Origin of the sequence: Burkholderia sp. BCC0419 (genome assembly GCF_902830285.1) — a bacterium.
Lineage (GTDB): Bacteria > Pseudomonadota > Gammaproteobacteria > Burkholderiales > Burkholderiaceae > Burkholderia.
Genome location: NZ_CADESR010000016.1, coordinates 1 through 18,671 on the forward strand (window position 1 = coordinate 1; position 18,671 = coordinate 18,671).

Annotated in this window: 15 protein-coding genes and 1 pseudogene; 11 read left to right on the plus strand and 5 right to left on the minus strand. The window is 67.2% G+C overall.

Annotation, left to right across the window (positions count from 1 at the left end):
• The 3 genes and pseudogenes from HWW87_RS35940 to HWW87_RS35950 all read left to right on the plus strand — a co-directional run.
• Positions 1-264 (plus strand): annotated as a pseudogene (locus HWW87_RS35940) (efflux transporter periplasmic adaptor subunit); the annotation flags it as partial.
• A 15-nt stretch (positions 265-279) separates the two neighbouring features.
• Positions 280-3,480 carry an efflux RND transporter permease BpeB gene (gene bpeB, locus HWW87_RS35945; RefSeq protein WP_175824249.1) on the plus strand — a complete coding sequence of 1,067 codons (3,201 nt, stop codon included), beginning with the start codon at positions 280-282 and terminating at the stop codon, positions 3,478-3,480.
• Positions 3,480-5,003: an efflux transporter outer membrane subunit gene (locus tag HWW87_RS35950; RefSeq protein WP_175824250.1), complete on the plus strand. Its 1,524-nt coding sequence runs from the start codon at positions 3,480-3,482 to the stop codon at positions 5,001-5,003. Before bpeB ends, HWW87_RS35950 begins: the two co-directional genes overlap by 1 nt.
• Positions 5,004-5,393: 390 nt before the next feature.
• On the opposite strand, the gene HWW87_RS35955 is transcribed toward HWW87_RS35950, so the two are convergent.
• Entirely contained in the window at positions 5,394-6,770 is a 1,377-nt protein-coding gene (locus HWW87_RS35955; protein WP_175824251.1) for a nucleobase:cation symporter-2 family protein, read from the minus strand.
• A gap of 438 nt (positions 6,771-7,208) precedes the next feature.
• Here HWW87_RS35955 and HWW87_RS35960 point away from each other — a divergent pair, with 438 nt between their 5' ends.
• The 5 genes from HWW87_RS35960 (at position 7,209) to HWW87_RS35980 (ending at position 12,037) form a co-directional block, all read left to right on the plus strand.
• The gene (locus HWW87_RS35960) at positions 7,209-8,675 is read left to right on the plus strand and encodes an FGGY family carbohydrate kinase (RefSeq protein WP_175824252.1); all 1,467 of its coding nucleotides are present in this window, start codon (positions 7,209-7,211) and stop codon (positions 8,673-8,675) included.
• Positions 8,676-8,888: 213 nt separating this feature from the next.
• Positions 8,889-9,995 (plus strand): S-(hydroxymethyl)glutathione dehydrogenase/class III alcohol dehydrogenase, encoded by a 1,107-nt coding sequence (locus tag HWW87_RS35965; protein ID WP_175824253.1) that lies wholly within the window; start codon positions 8,889-8,891, stop codon positions 9,993-9,995.
• Between the two features lie 16 nt (positions 9,996-10,011).
• The gene (fghA, locus tag HWW87_RS35970) at positions 10,012-10,860 is read left to right on the plus strand and encodes an S-formylglutathione hydrolase (RefSeq protein ID WP_175824254.1); all 849 of its coding nucleotides are present in this window, start codon (positions 10,012-10,014) and stop codon (positions 10,858-10,860) included.
• 338 nt (positions 10,861-11,198) lie between these two features.
• Positions 11,199-11,723, plus strand: a complete 525-nt coding sequence (locus HWW87_RS35975; RefSeq protein WP_244107411.1) for a hypothetical protein — start codon at positions 11,199-11,201, stop codon at positions 11,721-11,723.
• A 17-nt stretch (positions 11,724-11,740) separates the two neighbouring features.
• Positions 11,741-12,037 carry a hypothetical protein gene (locus HWW87_RS35980; protein ID WP_175824255.1) on the plus strand — a complete coding sequence of 99 codons (297 nt, stop codon included), beginning with the start codon at positions 11,741-11,743 and terminating at the stop codon, positions 12,035-12,037.
• A gap of 24 nt (positions 12,038-12,061) precedes the next feature.
• Here the strand turns inward: HWW87_RS35980 and HWW87_RS35985 are convergent, their stop codons facing one another.
• From HWW87_RS35985 to HWW87_RS36000, 4 genes are read right to left on the minus strand one after another with little or no spacing between them, the layout of a single operon-like run.
• Positions 12,062-12,844: a metal ABC transporter permease gene (locus tag HWW87_RS35985; RefSeq protein ID WP_175824256.1), complete on the minus strand. Its 783-nt coding sequence runs from the start codon at positions 12,842-12,844 to the stop codon at positions 12,062-12,064.
• Entirely contained in the window at positions 12,837-13,727 is an 891-nt protein-coding gene (locus HWW87_RS35990; protein ID WP_175824257.1) for an ABC transporter ATP-binding protein, read from the minus strand. The genes HWW87_RS35985 and HWW87_RS35990 overlap by 8 nt, the downstream gene beginning before the upstream one ends.
• A gap of 15 nt (positions 13,728-13,742) precedes the next feature.
• Positions 13,743-14,657: a metal ABC transporter solute-binding protein gene (locus tag HWW87_RS35995; RefSeq protein ID WP_175824258.1), complete on the minus strand. Its 915-nt coding sequence runs from the start codon at positions 14,655-14,657 to the stop codon at positions 13,743-13,745.
• A 46-nt stretch (positions 14,658-14,703) separates the two neighbouring features.
• Entirely contained in the window at positions 14,704-15,165 is a 462-nt protein-coding gene (locus tag HWW87_RS36000; RefSeq protein WP_174390673.1) for a Fur family transcriptional regulator, read from the minus strand.
• A 328-nt stretch (positions 15,166-15,493) separates the two neighbouring features.
• Here HWW87_RS36000 and HWW87_RS36005 point away from each other — a divergent pair, with 328 nt between their 5' ends.
• From HWW87_RS36005 to HWW87_RS36015, 3 genes are all read left to right on the plus strand, one after another.
• Complete coding sequence (locus HWW87_RS36005; protein ID WP_085041034.1) at positions 15,494-16,270, plus strand: L-iditol 2-dehydrogenase; 777 nt, start codon at positions 15,494-15,496, stop codon at positions 16,268-16,270.
• A gap of 78 nt (positions 16,271-16,348) precedes the next feature.
• Complete coding sequence (locus HWW87_RS36010; RefSeq protein WP_175824259.1) at positions 16,349-17,305, plus strand: sugar kinase; 957 nt, start codon at positions 16,349-16,351, stop codon at positions 17,303-17,305.
• A complete protein-coding gene (locus HWW87_RS36015; protein WP_175824260.1) occupies positions 17,293-18,645 on the plus strand; it encodes a D-tagatose-bisphosphate aldolase, class II, non-catalytic subunit in 1,353 nt (450 codons plus the stop codon). Before HWW87_RS36010 ends, HWW87_RS36015 begins: the two co-directional genes overlap by 13 nt.
• Positions 18,646-18,671 lie beyond the last annotated feature (26 nt).

The window sequence follows — 18,671 nt, forward strand, 5'->3', positions numbered from 1 at the left end:
CAGAACTGGGTCGTCGAAGGCGGTCTGCAGGCGGGCGATCACGTGATCGTGCAAGGCGTCGACAAGGTGCGCCCGGGCGCGACCGTGAAGACGGTCGCCGCGCAGCTCGCTCCGGCGGCCGATGCCGCCTCGGGTGCTGCTGCCCCCGCCGCGCCGGCCGCCGCCGGTTCCGGCGTAGCCGCTTCGGGCGCCGCAGCCGCTTCGGGTGCCGCCGCATCGGGCGCAGCACCGGCGAGCGCCGCCGCTGCGTCGAGCGCGAAATAACAGGGAGCCTGCTTCATGGCAAAGTTTTTTATCGATCGCCCGATCTTCGCGTGGGTGATCGCCATCATCCTGATGCTGGCCGGGGTTGCGGCGATCTTCACGCTACCGATCTCGCAGTATCCGACGATCGCGCCGCCATCGATCCAGATCACCGCGAACTACCCGGGCGCTTCCGCGAAGACGGTGGAAGACACGGTGACGCAGGTGATCGAGCAGCAGATGAGCGGTCTCGACAACTTCCTGTACATGTCGTCGACGAGTGACGACTCGGGCAACGCAACGATCACGCTGACCTTCGCGCCGGGCACCAACGCCGACATCGCGCAGGTCCAGGTGCAGAACAAGCTGTCGCTCGCGACGCCGGTTCTGCCGCAGGTCGTGCAGCAGCTCGGTCTGTCGGTCACGAAGTCGAGCAGCAGCTTCCTGCTGGTGCTCGCCTTCAACTCCGAAGACGGCAGCATGAACAAGTACGACCTCGCGAACTTCGTGGCGTCGCACGTGAAGGATCCGATCAGCCGGTTGAACGGCGTCGGTACCGTCACGCTGTTCGGCTCGCAGTACGCGATGCGGATCTGGCTCGACCCGAACCGCCTGACCAACTACGGCCTCACGCCGGTCGACGTCAGCTCGGCGATCACCGCGCAGAACGTGCAGATCGCGGGCGGCCAGATCGGCGGCACGCCGGCGAAGCCGGGCACCGTGCTGCAGGCGACGATCACCGAATCGACGCTGCTGCAGACGCCCGAGCAGTTCGGCAACATCCTGCTGAAGGTCAACCAGGACGGTTCGCAGGTTCGCCTGAAGGACGTCGCGCAGATCGGCCTCGGCGGCGAAAACTACAACTTCGACACGAAGTACAACGGTCAGCCGACCGCGGCACTCGGTATCCAGCTCGCGACCAACGCGAACGCGCTCGCGACCGCGAAGGCCGTGCGCGCGAAGATCGACGAGCTCGCACCGTTCTTCCCGCACGGCCTCGTCGTGAAGTATCCGTACGACACGACGCCGTTCGTGAAGCTGTCGATCGAGGAAGTGGTCAAGACGCTGCTCGAAGGTATCGTGCTCGTGTTCCTCGTGATGTATCTGTTCCTGCAGAACCTGCGGGCGACGATCATCCCGACGATCGCGGTGCCGGTCGTGCTGCTCGGTACGTTCGCGATCATGTCGATGGTCGGGTTCTCGATCAATACGCTGTCGATGTTCGGCCTCGTGCTCGCGATCGGCCTGCTGGTCGACGATGCGATCGTGGTGGTCGAGAACGTCGAGCGCGTGATGGCCGAAGAGGGCTTGTCACCGAAGGAGGCGACCCGCAAGGCGATGGGCCAGATCACCGGCGCACTCGTCGGCGTGGCGCTCGTGCTGTCGGCGGTGTTCGTGCCGGTGGCGTTCTCCGGCGGCTCGGTCGGCGCGATCTATCGTCAGTTCTCGCTGACGATCGTGTCGGCGATGGTGCTGTCGGTGCTGGTCGCGTTGATTCTGACGCCGGCACTGTGCGCGACGATCCTCAAGCCGATCCCGCAAGGGCATCACGAAGAGAAGAAGGGCTTCTTCGGCTGGTTCAACCGCACGTTCAACAACAGCCGCGACAAGTACCACGTCGGCGTGCACCACGTGATCAAGCGCTCGGGCCGCTGGCTCATCATCTATCTGGTCGTGATCGTCGCGGTCGGGCTGCTGTTCGTGCGCCTGCCGAAGTCGTTCCTGCCCGATGAAGACCAGGGCCTGATGTTCGTGATCGTGCAGACGCCGTCGGGCTCGACGCAGGAAACGACCGCGAAGACGCTCGCGAACATTTCCGACTACCTGCTGAAGGACGAGAAGGAAATCGTCGAATCGGCGTTCACGGTCAACGGCTTCAGCTTCGCGGGCCGCGGCCAGAACTCGGGTCTCGTGTTCGTCCGCCTGAAGGACTACTCGCAGCGTCAGCATGCGAACCAGAAGGTGCAGGCGCTGATCGGCCGGATGTTCGGGCGCTACGGGAGCTACAAGGACGCGCTCGTGATCCCGTTCAACCCGCCGTCGATTCCCGAACTCGGTACCGCTGCCGGCTTCGACTTCGAGCTGACGGACAACGCCGGTCTCGGCCACGACGCGCTGATGGCCGCACGTAACCAGCTGCTCGGGATGGCTTCGAAGGATCCGACGCTGCAGGGTGTCCGTCCGAACGGCCTGAACGATACGCCGCAGTACAAGGTCAACATCGACCGCGAGAAGGCGAATGCGCTGGGCGTGACGGCGGATGCGATCGACCAGACGTTCTCGATCGCGTGGGCGTCGAAGTACGTGAACAACTTCCTCGATACCGACGGCCGGATCAAGAAGGTGTACGTGCAGGCCGATGCGCCGTTCCGCATGACGCCGGAAGACATGAACATCTGGTACGTGCGCAACGGGTCGGGCGGGATGGTGCCGTTCAGCGCGTTCTCGACCGGTCACTGGACGTACGGTTCGCCGAAGCTCGAGCGCTACAACGGCGTGTCGGCGATGGAAATCCAGGGTCAGGCCGCACCGGGCAAGTCGACGGGGCAGGCGATGGCCGCGATGGAAACGCTCGCGAAGAAGCTGCCGGTCGGTATCGGCTATTCGTGGACGGGGCTGTCGTTCCAGGAAATCCAGTCCGGTTCGCAGGCGCCGATCCTGTATGCGATCTCGATCCTCGTCGTGTTCCTGTGTCTCGCGGCGCTGTATGAAAGCTGGTCGATCCCGTTCTCGGTGATCATGGTCGTGCCGCTCGGCGTGATCGGTGCGCTGCTCGCGGCCACGATGCGCGGCCTCGAGAACGACGTGTTCTTCCAGGTCGGCCTGCTGACGACCGTGGGCTTGTCCGCGAAGAACGCGATCCTGATCGTCGAGTTCGCACGCGAACTTCAGGTGACGGAGAAGATGGGGCCGATCGAGGCCGCGCTGGAAGCGGCGCGCTTGCGGCTGCGTCCGATCCTGATGACGTCGCTCGCGTTCATTCTCGGCGTGATGCCGCTCGCGATCAGCAACGGCGCGGGTTCGGCCAGCCAGCACGCGATCGGCACGGGCGTGATCGGCGGGATGATCACGGCGACGTTCCTCGCGATTTTCATGATCCCGATGTTCTTCGTGAAGATCCGTGCGATCTTCAGCGGCGAGAAGGAAGATGCCGACGAGGCGCTGCGCCTGGCTCAGGAGCACTCGCACCACGAAGAGAAGCCGGGCAACGGCGACCAAGGCAACAAGGGACAGTGATGATGCAAAAACACGCTTTGACTGCAATCGCAGTCGCGCTCTTTGCCACGGGCTGCACGATGGCGCCGCATTACAAGCGGCCCGACGCACCCGTCGCGCAGGCGTACCCGGCCGGCGGCGTCTACGCGACGCAGCCGGGCGCGGCCGGCGCGCGCAGCGCGAACGGCCAGGCGGCGACTGCCATCGGCTGGCGCGAGTTCTTCGTCGATCCGCGCCTGCAGCGGCTGATCGAGATCGCGCTGAAAAACAACCGCGACCTGCGCGTGTCGGTGCTGAACATCGAGGCGGCGCGTGCGCAGTACCAGATCACGCGTGCGGGGCTGTTCCCGACGCTCGACGGTACGGGCACCGGCAACATCCAGCGTCTGCCGGCCGGTGTGTCGACGACAAGGGCGCCGTTGATCTCGCGCACCTACAACGTCGGGCTGTCCGCATCGTGGGAACTCGACCTGTTCGGCCGTGTGCAGAGCCTGAAGGATCAGGCGCTCGCGCAGTACCTGTCGACGTCGTACGCGCGGCAGGCGTCGGAGATCTCGCTGGTGTCGCAGGTGGCGGATCAGTACCTGACGCTGCTGTCGACCGATGACCTGCTGCAGGTCACGGAAAACACGCTGAAATCCGCGCAGGCGTCGTACGACCTGACCAAGCTGCAGTTCGACAACGGCACGGGCTCCGAGCTCGAGCTGCGTCAGGCGCAGACGGTGGTCGAGACGGCGCTCGCGAACCAGCAGGCGCAGGCGCGTGCCCGCGCGCAGGCGCTGAACGCGCTGGTGCTGCTGATCGGCGAGCCGCTGCCGGACGATCTGCCGGCGGGCATGCCGCTCGATGCGCAGAACCTGCTGACGGACGTGCCGGCCGGGTTGCCGTCGGATCTGCTGACGCGTCGTCCTGACGTGATGCAGGCCGAGCAGACGCTGCTGGCCGCGAACGCGAACATCGGTGCGGCCCGCGCGGCGTTCTTCCCGCGCATCTCGCTGACGGGTGCGTTCGGCACTGGCAGCCCGACGCTCGGCGGGCTGTTCAAGGCCGGCACGGCGGCATGGTCGTTCGCGCCGCAGATCACGATGCCGATCTTCGAAGGCGGTCAGAACATCGCGAACCTGAACCTCGCGAACGTGCAGAAGCGCATCGAGATCGCGAACTACGAGAAGGCGATCCAGTCGGCATTCCGCGAAGTGTCGGACGGCCTCGCCGCACGCGGCACGTACGACCAGCAGATCGCGGCGCTGGAGCGCAACGAGCACGCGCAGCAGCGTCGCTTCGACCTGTCGGACCTGCGTTACAAGAACGGCGTCGACAGCTACCTGTCGGTGCTGACCGCGCAGACGGATCTGTACTCGGCGCAGCAGACGCTGATCAGTGCACGTCTGGCACGCTGGACGAACCTGGTCGACCTGTACCGCGCACTCGGCGGCGGCTGGATCCAGCGCGCAGGCGAAGCGCCGCGCGCGCCGGATGCACCGGTCGACTACGACAAGGCGGCCGCTCCGGCGCCTGCGTCGGCCACGGCGACGAACGGGTAAGCACGGAGAAGGGCAGGCGCGGTCTGCCGCGCTTGCACGTCGAACCGGCTGTATGCGGAAACGAGAACGCCGCGGACGAAAGTCCGTGGCGTTTTCTTTTGCGCTGTCGGATCGTGCGGGAGAAGGCCGTTGTCGTGACGATGCGTGTGTCGCGTTCTGCTGGTGCCGACCACGCCGACCACGCCAATCACGCCAATCACGCCAATCACGTCAATCACGTCAATCCGCGCGGTCAGTCGACACTGCGTATCGTGCCGCCGGCGACCCACCTTCCCGCGCGAAGCGCGATCGTCCCAGCACCGCGCACGGTCCCGCACCCGAAAACAAAACGCCACGGCATGCCGTGGCGTTCGTCGTTACCGCTTCGCGTCGTCGTCCGGCGCGGCGCGATCAGTGGTGCACGTCGGCGGGACGCCCGTCGAAGTCGTGTCCCGCGCGCCGAATCTCGCAGCGCGCATCCTTTTCGCCTTTCACGCCGTTGAACACGATGTTCAGGATCACGGCCGAGGCCGATGCCAGCAGGATGCCGCTGTGCAGGATCGGCGCGAGCGCGGGCGGCAGCTTCGAGAAGAAGTGCGGCGACACGACCGGCACGAGGCCCATCCCGACGCTCACGGCGACGATGAACAGGTTGTGCGAGTTGTTCACGAAGTCGACCTTCGACAGCACCTTGATGCCGTTCGCGGCGACCATCCCGAACATCACGATGCCTGCGCCGCCGAGCACGAACGGCGGCACCGACGCGACGACCTGCGCCATCTTCGGGAACAGGCCGAGCAGCACGAGGATCACGCCGCCCGTCGCACACACGAAGCGGCTCTTCACGCCCGTCACGCCGATCAGGCCGACGTTCTGCGAGAACGACGTATGCGGGAACGAGTTGAAGATGCCGCCGATCAGCGTGCCGAGGCCGTCGACGCGCAGGCCGCGCACGAGGCGCTCCTGGTTGACCGGGCGATCGACCATGTCGCCGACCGCGAGGAACATGCCGGTCGATTCGATGAACGTGACGAACATCACCGTGACCATCGTCACGATCGACAGCGGGTCGAAGTGCGGCAGGCCGAAGTGGAACGGCATCACGAAGCCGACCCACGGCGCATGCGCCACGCCGTCGGTGTTCACGCGGCCGATCGCGAACGCGATCACGAAGCCGGCGACGATGCCGAGCAGCACCGAGATGTTCGCGATGAAGCCGCGGCCGAACTTGTTGATCAGCAGGATCAGCATGAGCACGAGCAGCGACAGGCCGAGATAGACGGGGCTGCCGTACTCGGGATTGCCGACGCCGCCGGCCGCCCAGTTGATGCCCACTTCCATCAGCGACAGCCCGATCACGGCGATCACCGTGCCGACGACCACGGGCGGGAAGAACCGCAACAGCTTGCCGATCGTCGGCGCGAGCACGATGCCGATGATGCCGGCGGCGATGGTCGAGCCGAAGATGTCGAGAATGCCGAGGCCGGGGTTCGTGCCGATCGCGATCATCGGGCCGACGGCCGCGAACGTGCAGCCCATGATGACGGGCAGGCGGATCCCGAAGATCCACAGGCCGAGCGTCTGGATCAGCGTGGCGATGCCACACGAAAACAGATCGGCGCTGATCAGGAACGCGATCTGGTCTTTCGGCAGCTTGAGCGCAGCGCCGACGATAAGCGGCACGGCGACGGCGCCGGCGTACATGACGAGGACGTGCTGCAGGCCAAGCGTTACCAGCTTGCCGGTCGGCAGCACTTCATCGCACGGATGGACCGTGTTCGATTGCATCTGTCTCACTCCATGATCTTGTTTTCGGGGTGATACGAAGTTATTCGGAATGAATCCATGCAACAAGAGCACTGGGTTCTATTCCGCTCTTTGCTGGTTCGATATGCCATTTCGGCATGGAGCAGGGGGTCGATCATCGGGAAACTGCCGCAGGAGTGAGGTGTACCGGTTTTATAGCGCTTCAAAATAGCGCCGGCCCCCATGTCAAATATGGGTCGCTTTATGGTGTGTATCGGGCGGGCCGCATAGTGGCAAAAAGCGGTGTGCGGAAATCGTGCCGGGTTAACCCGCGAACGGCCGCTTTTGCGTGCAAGGTGCAGCCCGGTGGCACGCGGCGAGCCGACCGCACTTTCGATGCGTCAACGCGGCGGCAAAAACCGGGGCGCGCATCGCGATCCCGTTATCATCGACATCCGTTCATACGAATCTCCTTACGTCATGCGCCTGCTCGGAATCGACCTCGGCACCGGCTCCGTCAAACTCGTCACGCTCGATGCCGACGGCGTCGAGCGGGCCGTTGCGAGCGAACCTTATGGGTTGTCGTCGCCGCAGCCCGGCTGGGCGGAAATCGCGCCCGACACCTGGTGGCAGGCGCTCGTGCGCGCGGCCGCACGGCTGCCGGCCGACGAGCGCGCGCAGGTCGCGGCGATCGGCTTTTCGGGCCAGATGCATGGCGTCGTGCTGATCGACGCGGCCGGCCAGCCGGTGCGGCCCGCGCTGCTGTGGCCCGACACGCGCGCGGCGCGCGAGGCGGACGCGGCCGGATTGCCCGTCGCCGGATTACCCGTCGCCGGATTGCCCGTCGCACCGAATCCCGTCGCGCCCGGCATGGCGGGCCCGCTGTTGCGCTGGCTGGCGGTGCACGAACCCGATGCACTGCGTGCCGCGCGCTGGGCCGTGCAGCCGAAGGACTGGCTGCGCATCGCGCTCGGCGGCGACGTGGCGGCCGATCCGAGCGACGCGTGCGCAACGGCGCTCGCGACGCCCGACGGCGCGTGGGATATCGCCTTGATCGACACGCTCGGCCTGCCTGCAGACCGCTTCGCGCCGGTTCGTGCGTCCACCGCGCGCTGCGGCGTACTCGGCGCGCCGGCCGCCGCCGCGCTCGGCCTGCCGGCCGGCGTGCCACTCGCAACGGGCGCGGCCGATACCGCGTGCGCGGCGCTCGGCAGCGGGCTGGCCGCGGCCGGCGACGCGCTGCTGACGACCGGCAGCGGCGGGCAGATCGTCGTGCTCGCGGATGCGCTGCCGCCCGCGCGGCGCGGATTGCATCGCTATCGTGCGGCGGCCGGCGGCGGCTATTACACGATGGCGGCGATGCAGAACGTCGGGCTCGCGCTCGAAGCCGTGCGCGGCTGGCTCGGCTACGCGCGATGGGCCGATGCGTATGACGACGCGTTCGCGCAGCCGGCGTCCGAACGGCTGTGCTTCCTGCCGTACCTGACCGGCGAGCGTTCGCCGTGGATGAATCCCGATGCGCGCGGCGGCTGGCTCGGCCTCGGGCTCGGCGACACGCGCGGCGCGATGATGCGCGCCGCATTCGAAGGCGTCGCGTTCGCGTTGCGCGCGGGGCTCGATGCGATCCGCGACGCCGATCGCGGCGATGCGGTGACGACGCTGCGCCTCGCGGGCGGCGGCTCGGTCGATCCGCGCTGGCGCCAGTTGCTCGCCGACGCGCTCGGCGCGTCGCTGCAGGCGATCGATTGCCCGAACGCCGCGACGCGCGGCGCCGCGCTGCTCGCGGGCGTCGCGATCGGGCATTGGCGTGAAGAGGCGTTGCGCGCGCTGGCGCCGAGCGCGTCGCCGGTCGCGGCACCGCACGACGACCGCCAGCTGGCCGCACGCCACGCACGCTTCGTCGATCTGTACGCGCGCACGGATGCATGGTTCACGACGGGCGTTTAAACTCGAACACTTGTTCTTTTGCGCCAGCGATGACGCATCCTGGCAAGCCGGCGACCGTTTCCCGCACGCGATGCGCGGCGGGAGCGGCCATCATGGCGAGCACGAGATTCTTGCGCCGTGCCGCGCGGCACGGCTTCGACCGCTTTGCATGAAACCCCGGCCGGCGCCGCACGCCGGCCCGGGCCGATCTCACCGACACACAGGAGTGACACGATGAAAACGAAAGCCGCGATTGCATGGAAGGCGGGTGCGCCGCTGACGATCGAGGAAGTCGATCTCGAAGGGCCGCGCGCCGGCGAAGTGCTGATCGAAGTGAAGGCGACGGGCATCTGCCACACCGACTACTACACGCTGTCGGGCGCCGATCCGGAAGGGATCTTCCCGGCGATCCTCGGCCATGAAGGCGCGGGCGTGGTGGTCGACGTCGGCCCCGGCGTCGGCACCGTGAGGAAGGGCGACCACGTGATTCCGCTCTACACGCCCGAATGCCGTGAGTGCAAGTTCTGCCTGTCGCGCAAGACCAACCTGTGCCAGAAGATCCGCGCGACGCAGGGCAAGGGCCTGATGCCGGACGCGACGTCGCGCTTCTCGCTCGACGGCAAGCCGCTGTTCCACTACATGGGCACGTCGACGTTCTCGAACTACATCGTCGTGCCGGAGATCGCGGTCGCGAAGGTGCGCGAGGACGCGCCGTTCGACAAGATCTGCTACATCGGCTGCGGCGTGACGACGGGCGTCGGCGCGGTCGTGTACTCGGCGAAGGTCGAGGCCGGCGCGAACGTCGTCGTGTTCGGCCTCGGCGGGATCGGCCTGAACGTGATCCAGGGCGCGAAGATGGTCGGCGCGGACAAGATCATCGGCGTCGACATCAACCCGAAGCGCGTCGAGCTCGCGAAGAAGTTCGGGATGACGCACTTCATCAACCCGAACGAAGTCGAGAACGTCGTCGACCACATCGTGCAACTGACCGACGGCGGCGCCGACTACTCGTTCGAATGCGTCGGCAACGTGAAGCTGATGCGCCAGGCGCTCGAATGCACGCACAAGGGCTGGGGCCAGTCGTTCATCATCGGCGTGGCCGCGGCCGGCGAGGAGATCGCCACGCGTCCGTTCCAGCTGGTGACGGGGCGCGAATGGAAGGGCTCGGCGTTCGGCGGCGCGCGTGGCCGCACCGACGTGCCGAAGATCGTCGACTGGTACATGGAAGGCAAGATCAACATCGACGACCTGATCACGCACACGCTGCCGCTCGAGCGGATCAACGAAGGCTTCGACCTGATGAAGGCCGGCGAGTCGATCCGTTCGGTCGTGCTGTACTGACCGGGAGCGCACCGCCATGCTCGAACTCGTTTCCTCGCATGCGTGCCACGGCGGCGAGCAGCGTTTCTACCGTCACGATTCGGCCGCCATCGGCCTGCCGATGAAGTTCTCGGTGTACCTGCCGCCGCAGGCGGCGCACGGCCGCGTGCCGGCGCTGTTCTATCTCGCGGGGCTCACGTGCACCGACGAGACGTTCGCGATCAAGGCCGGCGCGCAGCAATACGCGGCGCAGCACGGCATCGCGCTCGTGATGCCCGATACGAGCCCGCGCGGCGCGGGCGTGCCGGGCGAGACCGATGCGTGGGACTTCGGTGTCGGCGCGGGCTTCTACGTCGATGCGACCGAAGCGCCGTGGTCGACGCATTACCGGATGGAATCGTACGTGACGGGCGAGCTGCGCGAGCTCGTCGCGGCCGAGCTGCCGATCGACGGCGCGCGGCTCGGCATCTTCGGCCACTCGATGGGCGGGCATGGCGCGCTGACGCTCGCGCTGCGTCATCCGGGCCTGTACCGGTCGGTGTCGGCGTTCGCGCCGATCGCCGCGCCGACGCGCTGCCCGTGGGGCGAGAAGGCGTTCTCGGGTTACCTCGGTGACGATCGCGATGCATGGAAGGCACACGACGCGAGCGAACTCGTCGCGCGCGCCGATGCGCCGAAGTTCGCGGACGGCATCCTCGTCGACCAGGGGCTCGCCGATCAATTCCTCGCGAACCAGCTGAACCCCGACGTGTTCGAAGCCGCTTGCGCGAAGGCTGGCCAGCCGCTGACGCTGCGCCGCCATCCGGGCTACGACCACGGCTACTACTTCATCTCGACGTTCATCGCCGATCACCTCGCGCATCACGCGCGCGTGCTTGTGCGGTGAGCGGTCTCTGACGCCACGTCGTCGCGTTCCAACGGGCGACGTGGCTGTCATCCTCCGTTACGCATTCAACCGGGGCGCCCGCCCGGGAAAATCACCTGCCGCCGTAAATTCGTACTCGTTCTATAGGATACCAAATCGATTCGCCGAATAATGATCGACGATTTAATCGTGGTGAAATTTGTTCGAGCGAGGCTTTGACCTGAATGGGCGACAGGGTTTGCGTGGTATCAAACAACTCCCCGAGCTGGGGGTTGATCAATCTGTTTGCGTGGAAACTTGTGTCCGAATGATGGAATGGCGGCATCAAATACATCCAGGCATTCAAGGATGCGTGGGTCATGCACAACAAGTCACATATCCGCGCAGCAGCGGGGCGAAACCGTCTACCTCGGGAAATGCTCGCGGGCGTATGTTGGATCGAGGTTGGCGGCGACCCCGAATTCATCGATCGCGTTGCATTTGAAGTGCGCACGTTCGACTGGAGTGGTCCGCCGTTCGTCGACAGGCATCTGACACTGACACGTCATCCAGCGATGACATCGTTCGGCCCGGTGAGCATGCAGCTTCGCACGGCAGCACAAACACTCGGAATGGATCCGTCGCAAATGTCAGCGTCGCAATTCCGGCGTTTGGCCCACTGCCTTCAACGCGATATTTTTAATATCGATGTGGTTGCGCGTCATCTGGGCCAATTGGCGAAGCGTGATGGACTCCAATATCCGTTCTCGATGGATCAGATTCGCATCATCGGCGCTCGCTACAACCGAGGAAGTGGGTTGTCTCTCGAGCAAATAAGACAAAATACCAGCTACGGTAACTTCATCGTTACGCATTGGTCGCGCTTCGCTCGGCTCATGCAGTAATGCATCAGGATGCAAACATGGCTCGTCTCGTTCGCTTCGTCATTCATGCCGCATGTGTCATCGGATTGCTCGTCGTTATCACGATCACCGGGAACAAGTATGCGTGGATGCATGAAATCGATCCATCCATCGCGATCGACGCGATCAAGGACGAAGCCGGCGACTATGCGCTGGTCAGTTATGCATTGCTGATGGTCGTTGCGATCACACAGGTCGTGTTGCTTGCGAGGTCCGGGGCCACAGGCGCCAAACCCTGGGTCGGGTTCCTGATCCTCGCGGCAACGGTCGTGTGCGCATGGAGAGCGATCACGTAACGCCATCCGTACGCATGCAAGTCATCATGCCCTGCGCAACAGGCTCGCGCCATACACGAGCGCCGACAGCGCGGTGATCCAGAAGCTCGTCGGCCAGTCGGTGTGGTACGCGAGCACGACGCCGGCCCACGCTTCGAACAGCGCGAACAGCGCGGCGAGCAGCACGCCCGTCGACAGTCGCGTCGACACGTTCTGCGCGGCCGCCGCCGGCCCGACCAGCAGCGTGAACACGAGCAGCACGCCGACGATCTGCGTCGCCGCGGCCACCGCGAGTGCGCATACCGCGAGGAACAGCATCGACACCGTGCGCAGCGACACGCCCTTGGCTTCGGCCAGTTCAGGTTGAAGCGACGCGAACAACAGCGGCCGCGCGATCAGCGCGAGCGCGGCGAGGCTCACCGCGCCGATGCCGGCGAGCACCGCGAGCGTGTCGCGGCTGACCGCGAGCACGTTGCCGAACAGCAGCGCGGTGACCTGCGTCGCGAACGACGTGTAGAAGTGCAGGAACAGCAGGCCGAAGCCGAGCGCGCCGGACAGGATCACGCCGATCGCGACGTCGCGGCCCGCGAGCTTTTCGCCGAGCGCACCCATCCCGATCCCGGCCGCGAGCGTGAAGCCGACCATCCCCCAGATCGGCGAGAGGCCGAGCAGCACCGCGCCCGTCGCGCCGGTGAAGCCGACGTGCGACAGCGCGTGGCCGGCGAAGGTCTGCCCGCGCAGCACCAGGAAATAGCCGACGATGCCCGCGAGCACCGCGACGATTCCCGACGCCGCGAAGGCGTTGATCATGAAGTCGTATTCAAACATCGTGCGAATGCCCGGGATGAGCGTGTCCGTGGTGGTGATGGCCGTGGCCGCCGCCACCGCCGTGCGAATGACCGTCGTCGTCCTCGTGTTCGTGATCGTGCTTCTCGATCTCGACATCGCCCGACATCACGAAGATCTTGCCGTTCACGCGCATCACGTCGATCGGCGATCCGTAGAGCCGCGACAGCACGGGCTTCGTGATTACCTCGTCGACGGTGCCGAGCGCCGCGACGCCGTTGCCGAGATACAGCACGCGGTCGAGCGCGTTCAGCAGCGGATTCAGTTCGTGCGCGGAGAACAGCACGGTGATGCCGAGCTCGCGCTGCACGTTGCGCACCAGTTCGACGACGCCGCGCTGATGGTTCGGGTCGAGGCTGATCAGCGGCTCGTCGAGCAGCAGCAGCTTCGGATTGCCGAGCAGGCATTGCGCGAGCAGCAGGCGCTGCCGTTCGCCGCCCGACAGCTCGGACAACGGCCGGCGCGCGAGCGACGGGCCGCCGACGAGATCGAGTACGCGATCGACGTCGCGGCGCGTGGCCGCGTTCGTGTGCGGCAGGCCCCAGCGATGGCCGTCGGCGGCCATCGCGACGAAATCGTAGCCGCGCATCCGGCGGTTCGCGAGGCCGCTCCTGATCTGCGGCATGTAGCCGATCGATGCGTTGCCGCGCACGACCGGCACGCCGCCGACCGACAGCGTGCCGGCCGACACGGGGACGAGGCCGAGCACCGCGCGCATCAGCGTCGTCTTGCCCGCGCCGTTCGGCCCGAGCACGCCGACGAATTCGCCGGGCTCGATCGAGAAGCTGACGTCGCGCAGGATCGTGCGGCCGCCCAGTTCGAGCGTGACGCGATCGACGGCGAGGGCGTGGGGAGTGGCGGTCATGGTGTTGCGGTCGTGTTATTGCTTGCCGGCGGAAAGCGCGCTGGCGAGTGCATCGAGCTGGCCGATCATCCATTGCTGGAAGGTCTTGCCGGCCGGCTGCGTCTCGGTGACGCTGACGGTCGGCACGCCGCCGTCGCGCGCGATCTTCAGCATGCGCTTGGTCATCGGTTCTTCGGCCTGGCTGTTGTAGATCAGCACGCGTACCTGCTTCTTGCGCAGGTCGCTCTCGAACGCGGCGACGTCCTGCGCACTCGCCTCGGTGTCGTTCATCGTCGCGAGCTGGAAGCGCTGGTTGCGCATGTCGAGGCCGATTGCATCCGACATATAGCCGAACACGGGCTCGGTGGCCGTCACGGGCACGCCCTTGTATTTCGCGCGCAGCGCGGCGACCTTGTCGTCGACGGGCTTCAGCGATGCGATGAATTTCTGCAGGTTCGCGTCGTACTCGGCCTTGTTCGCCGGGTCGGCGCGGCCGAACTCGGCCGCGATCGCGCGTGCGGCCGCCGGCATCGTCGCCGGGTCGTACCACAGGTGCGGGTTGTCGCCGGCCTTCTTGCCGACCAGCTCGGCGACGACGATCGTCGCGCGCTTCGCCTGCTTCGATGCGCCGAGCAGCTTGCCCATCCACGGATCGTAGTCGGCGCCGTTGTAGATCACGACCTGCGCGTGCTGGAGCGCGCGGGCGGTTTTCGGGCTCGCCTCGAACAGGTGCGGATCCTGATCCGGATTGCTGAGGATGCTCGTGACCGCGACGTGGCGGCCGCCGATCTGCGACGCGACGTCGCCGTAGAAATTCTCCGCGGCGACGACGTTGACGGTCGCGGCCTGCGCGAGCGCGGGTGCCGCGATCGACAGGGCAGCGGCAGCGGCGGCGAGCCAGCGGACAGGCGACAGGGCGCGCCGCGGCGCGCGCTTCAGGGCAATGGACATGGAACTCCTCGTTGGAAGGGCGGCGCGTACGCCGCGCGATGCGGCGTCAGCGTTGCGCGGGCTTGCGCTTGCAGTGCCCGCACAGGCCGCTCAATTCGACGACCTGGTGGTGGACTTCGAAACCGTGCGCGGGCCCGCTCGCGGACAACTGCTTCGCGAGGTCGCCGCCGGGAATCTCGACGGTGTCGCCGCACGAGTCGCAGATCAGGAACTGGCCTTCGTGCGGCACGCCGATCTCGCAGCAGGCGAAGAACGCGTTCTTCGATTCGATGCGGTGGATGAAGCCGTGCTCGACGAGGAAATCCAGCGCGCGATAGACGGTCGTCGGCGGCACGCGGCCGCGTTGCGGTTCGAGTTCGGCGAGCAGGTCGTACGCGCCGATCGGACGCTGCGCGGCCAGCACGCGTTCGTAGACCTGGCGGCGCAGCGGCGTCCACGCGAGCCCGTGCTCGGCGGCGAATGCGTCGGCCCGGGACAGCCGGGCGTCGATGGGCGATGAGGTAGCCATGGCGTGAAGCAGGGCGATGAAACAAAGTATGGCGATGATATAACGTATCGTCGCGCCGTGCAGCGCGAATTCCGTTTCCCGCCCTCGCTCCGTCCCTTCACCGTCAATGCCACTGCGCCGCACCGTGCGCCGTGCGCGTTGCCGTGCGGGCGCGGCGGGGCGTCGTCGTGCGCCGCCGTGCCGCAGCGCGTCATAGAAAGCCGTCACGTCGTCTTGACAGCGCGTATCGCGTATCCGATCATTCGATCACTAACAGAGCAATTGATCGGTCGGAGAGCGTTCGCTCACCTCGCGACCGTCGTGCAACAGAACGAACCGGAGACAGCCAGTGAGACTGGAAGACAAGGTCGCGATCCTGACGGGCGCCGCAAGCGGCATCGGCGAGGCGGTCGCGCAACGCTATCTGGACGAGGGCGCGCGCTGCGTACTCGTCGACCTGAAGCCGGCAGGCGGCTCGCTCGCGCGGCTGATCGAGGCCAATCCCGGCCGCGCGGTGGCCGTCACGGCCGACGTCACGCGCCGCGACGACATCGAGCGGATCGTCGCGACGGCGGTCGAGCGCTTCGGCGGCGTCGACATCCTGTTCAACAACGCGGCGCTGTTCGACATGCGGCCGATCCTCGACGAATCGTGGGACGTGTTCGACCGGCTGTTCTCGGTCAACGTGAAAGGGCTGTTCTTCCTGATGCAGGCCGTCGCGCAGCGAATGGTCGAGCAGGGGCGCGGCGGCAAGATCGTCAACATGTCGTCGCAGGCCGGCCGTCGCGGCGAGGCGCTCGTTTCGCACTACTGCGCGACCAAGGCCGCGGTAATCAGCTACACGCAGTCGGCCGCGCTCGCGCTCGCGCCGCACCGGATCAACGTGAACGGCATCGCGCCGGGCGTCGTCGATACGCCGATGTGGGAGCAGGTCGATGCGCTGTTCGCGCGCTACGAGAACCGGCCGCTCGGCGAGAAGAAGCGGCTCGTGGGCGAAGCCGTGCCGCTCGGCCGCATGGGCGTGCCGGGCGACCTGACGGGCGCCGCGCTGTTCCTCGCGTCGGCCGACGCCGACTACATCACCGCCCAGACGCTGAACGTCGACGGCGGCAACTGGATGAGCTGAAATGGCGCCGCTCGCACGCGCCACCCGCCGGCCGGCCCGCGACGCAGCGGCCGCCGTCGAACGAGGAGGGCTCGCCTGATGGCCGAGATCGTCGTCGCCGGCGAACTGCTGGCCGAATTCGTTGCCGCCGAGCGCGGCCAGGGCTTCGATACGCCCGGCCTGTTCGCCGGACCGTTCCCGAGCGGCGCCCCGGCGATCTTTGCCGACCAGGCCGCCCGGCTCGGCGCGCGCGTCGCGTATGCGGGCTGCGTCGGCCGCGATGCGTTCGGCGACGCGATCGTCGCGCGGCTCGCACGCGACGGCGTCGACGTCGCGCGCATTCGCCGCGTCGCACGCCCGACCGGCACAGCGTTCGTCGCGTATCGCGACGACGGCTCGCGCAGTTTCGTCTTCTCGCTGTCGACCAGTGCCGCTGCGTGCGTCGATGCGCCCGACGTCGACGCCGCGATGTTCGACGGCTGCCGCTACTTTCACGTGATGGGCTCGTCGCTGACGAGCGAATCGGCGATCGCGGCCGTGCAGCGCGGCGTGATCGAGGCCGCGCGAGCCGGAGCCAAGGTGTCGTTCGATCCGAACGTGCGGCCCGAAATGCTGAGTTTCCGCCCGATGCGCGCGGCACTCGACGAGATGCTCGCCGCGTGCCACCTGTTCCTGCCGAGCGAAGCCGACCTGCCGTTCTTCTGCGGGCCGCAGCCGGCCGAGCGCGCGATCGCGGGCCTGCTCGCGACGCATCCGCTGCTCGAGCGTGTCGTGCTCAAGCGCGGCGCGCAAGGCAGCGTCGCGTTCGATCGCGCGCACCGTGCCGAGGCGCCGGCGTTCGCGGTCGACGAAGTCGATCCGACCGGCGCCGGCGACTGCTTCGGCGGCACGCTGGTCGCGAGCCTCGTCGCGGGCGTGGCGATCGACGTCGCGTTGCGTCGAGCGAACGCGGCCGGCGCGATCGCGGTCACGCGGCGCGGCCCGATGGAAGGCAACAGCAGCGCGGCCGAGATCGACCGTTTCCTGACCGAACGAGGTATCGCATGTCCGGCCTGACGACCGTTGCCGAACGCACGCGCACCGCGCACGCGGACACCGTGCTGCGGATGATCTTCGACGCGAACCGCGCGGATGCGCAGCGCGGCATCTATTCGATCTGCAGTGCGCACCGGCTCGTGCTGGAGGCCGCGTGCGAAGCCGCGCGCACGGACGGCTCGCCGCTGCTGATCGAGGCGACCTGCAATCAGGTGAACCATCTTGGCGGCTATACGGGCATGACGCCCGCCGATTTCCGCCGCGACGTCGATGCGATCGCCGCGCGCTGCGGGCTCGCGCCGTCGGCGCTCGTGCTCGGCGGCGACCATCTCGGCCCGAACCCGTGGCGGCATCGCCGCGCGGCCGATGCGATGCGTGAAGCGGCCGCGATGGTCGCGGCCTACGTCGAAGCCGGTTTCGAAAAGATTCATCTCGATGCGAGCATGGCGTGCGCGGACGATCCGGCGCGGCTCGACGATCGCACGATCGCCGCGCGCGCGGCCGAGCTGTGCCGCGTCGCGGAAGATGCGGCGGCGCGCGCCGGGATCGCGCCCGTCTACGTGATCGGCACCGAGGTGCCGACGCCCGGCGGCGAGGTGAGCGGCGAGGCAAGTCACGACGCGATCGCGCAGATCGCGGTCACGCGCAGCGACGGCATCGCGGCGACGCTCGACGCGCATCGCCGCGCGTTCTCGGCGGCCGGGCTCGACGACGCGTGGACGCGCGTCGTCGCGATCGTCGCGCAGCCGGGCGTCGACTTCGACGATCGCCACGTGCTCGATTACGACAGCGCCAAGGCAGCGTCACTGGGCGCGAGTATCCTGCAGACACCGCGCCTCGTGTTCGAAGCGCATTCGACCGATTATCAGACCGAAGCCGCGCTTGCCGCGCTGGTGCGCGACCACTTCGCGGTGTTGAAGGTCGGCCCCGCGCTGACGTTTGCGCTGCGCGAGGCGCTGTTCGCGCTGACGTTCATCGAGGACGCGCTGATCGACGACGTCGCGCAGCGCTCGCGGCTGCGCGACGTCGTCGATGCGGCGATGCGCGCGCAGCCCGAGCACTGGGCGCCGTACTACCGCGGCGACGAGACCGCGCAGCGGCTCGCGCGCCAGTTCAGCTACAGCGACCGCATTCGCTACTACTGGCTGCAGCCGGCCGTCGCGGCCGCGGTCGAGCAACTGTTTAGCAACCTCGCGCGGCAGCCGGTGCCGGAAACGCTCGTCGCGCAGTGGCTGCCGGATGTCTACGCGGCATGCCGCGCGGGCGGTCTCGCGAAGGCGCCGCGCGCGTGGGTGCGGCACCGGATACGCGACGTGATCGCGCACTATGCGCGCGCGTGCGGCATGCAGCGGCCGGCATGACGGGCCGCGAAGGAAACGACGCAACA

Coding starts and splice junctions, on each gene's coding strand:
- bpeB (WP_175824249.1), top strand. CDS start 280: ATGGCAAAGTTTTTTATCGATCGCCCGATCTTCGCGTGGGTGATCGCC.
- HWW87_RS35950 (WP_175824250.1), top strand. CDS start 3,480: ATGATGCAAAAACACGCTTTGACTGCAATCGCAGTCGCGCTCTTTGCC.
- HWW87_RS35955 (WP_175824251.1), bottom strand. CDS start 6,770: ATGCAATCGAACACGGTCCATCCGTGCGATGAAGTGCTGCCGACCGGC.
- HWW87_RS35960 (WP_175824252.1), top strand. CDS start 7,209: ATGCGCCTGCTCGGAATCGACCTCGGCACCGGCTCCGTCAAACTCGTC.
- HWW87_RS35965 (WP_175824253.1), top strand. CDS start 8,889: ATGAAAACGAAAGCCGCGATTGCATGGAAGGCGGGTGCGCCGCTGACG.
- fghA (WP_175824254.1), top strand. CDS start 10,012: ATGCTCGAACTCGTTTCCTCGCATGCGTGCCACGGCGGCGAGCAGCGT.
- HWW87_RS35975 (WP_244107411.1), top strand. CDS start 11,199: ATGCACAACAAGTCACATATCCGCGCAGCAGCGGGGCGAAACCGTCTA.
- HWW87_RS35980 (WP_175824255.1), top strand. CDS start 11,741: ATGGCTCGTCTCGTTCGCTTCGTCATTCATGCCGCATGTGTCATCGGA.
- HWW87_RS35985 (WP_175824256.1), bottom strand. CDS start 12,844: ATGTTTGAATACGACTTCATGATCAACGCCTTCGCGGCGTCGGGAATC.
- HWW87_RS35990 (WP_175824257.1), bottom strand. CDS start 13,727: ATGACCGCCACTCCCCACGCCCTCGCCGTCGATCGCGTCACGCTCGAA.
- HWW87_RS35995 (WP_175824258.1), bottom strand. CDS start 14,657: ATGTCCATTGCCCTGAAGCGCGCGCCGCGGCGCGCCCTGTCGCCTGTC.
- HWW87_RS36000 (WP_174390673.1), bottom strand. CDS start 15,165: ATGGCTACCTCATCGCCCATCGACGCCCGGCTGTCCCGGGCCGACGCA.
- HWW87_RS36010 (WP_175824259.1), top strand. CDS start 16,349: ATGGCCGAGATCGTCGTCGCCGGCGAACTGCTGGCCGAATTCGTTGCC.
- HWW87_RS36015 (WP_175824260.1), top strand. CDS start 17,293: ATGTCCGGCCTGACGACCGTTGCCGAACGCACGCGCACCGCGCACGCG.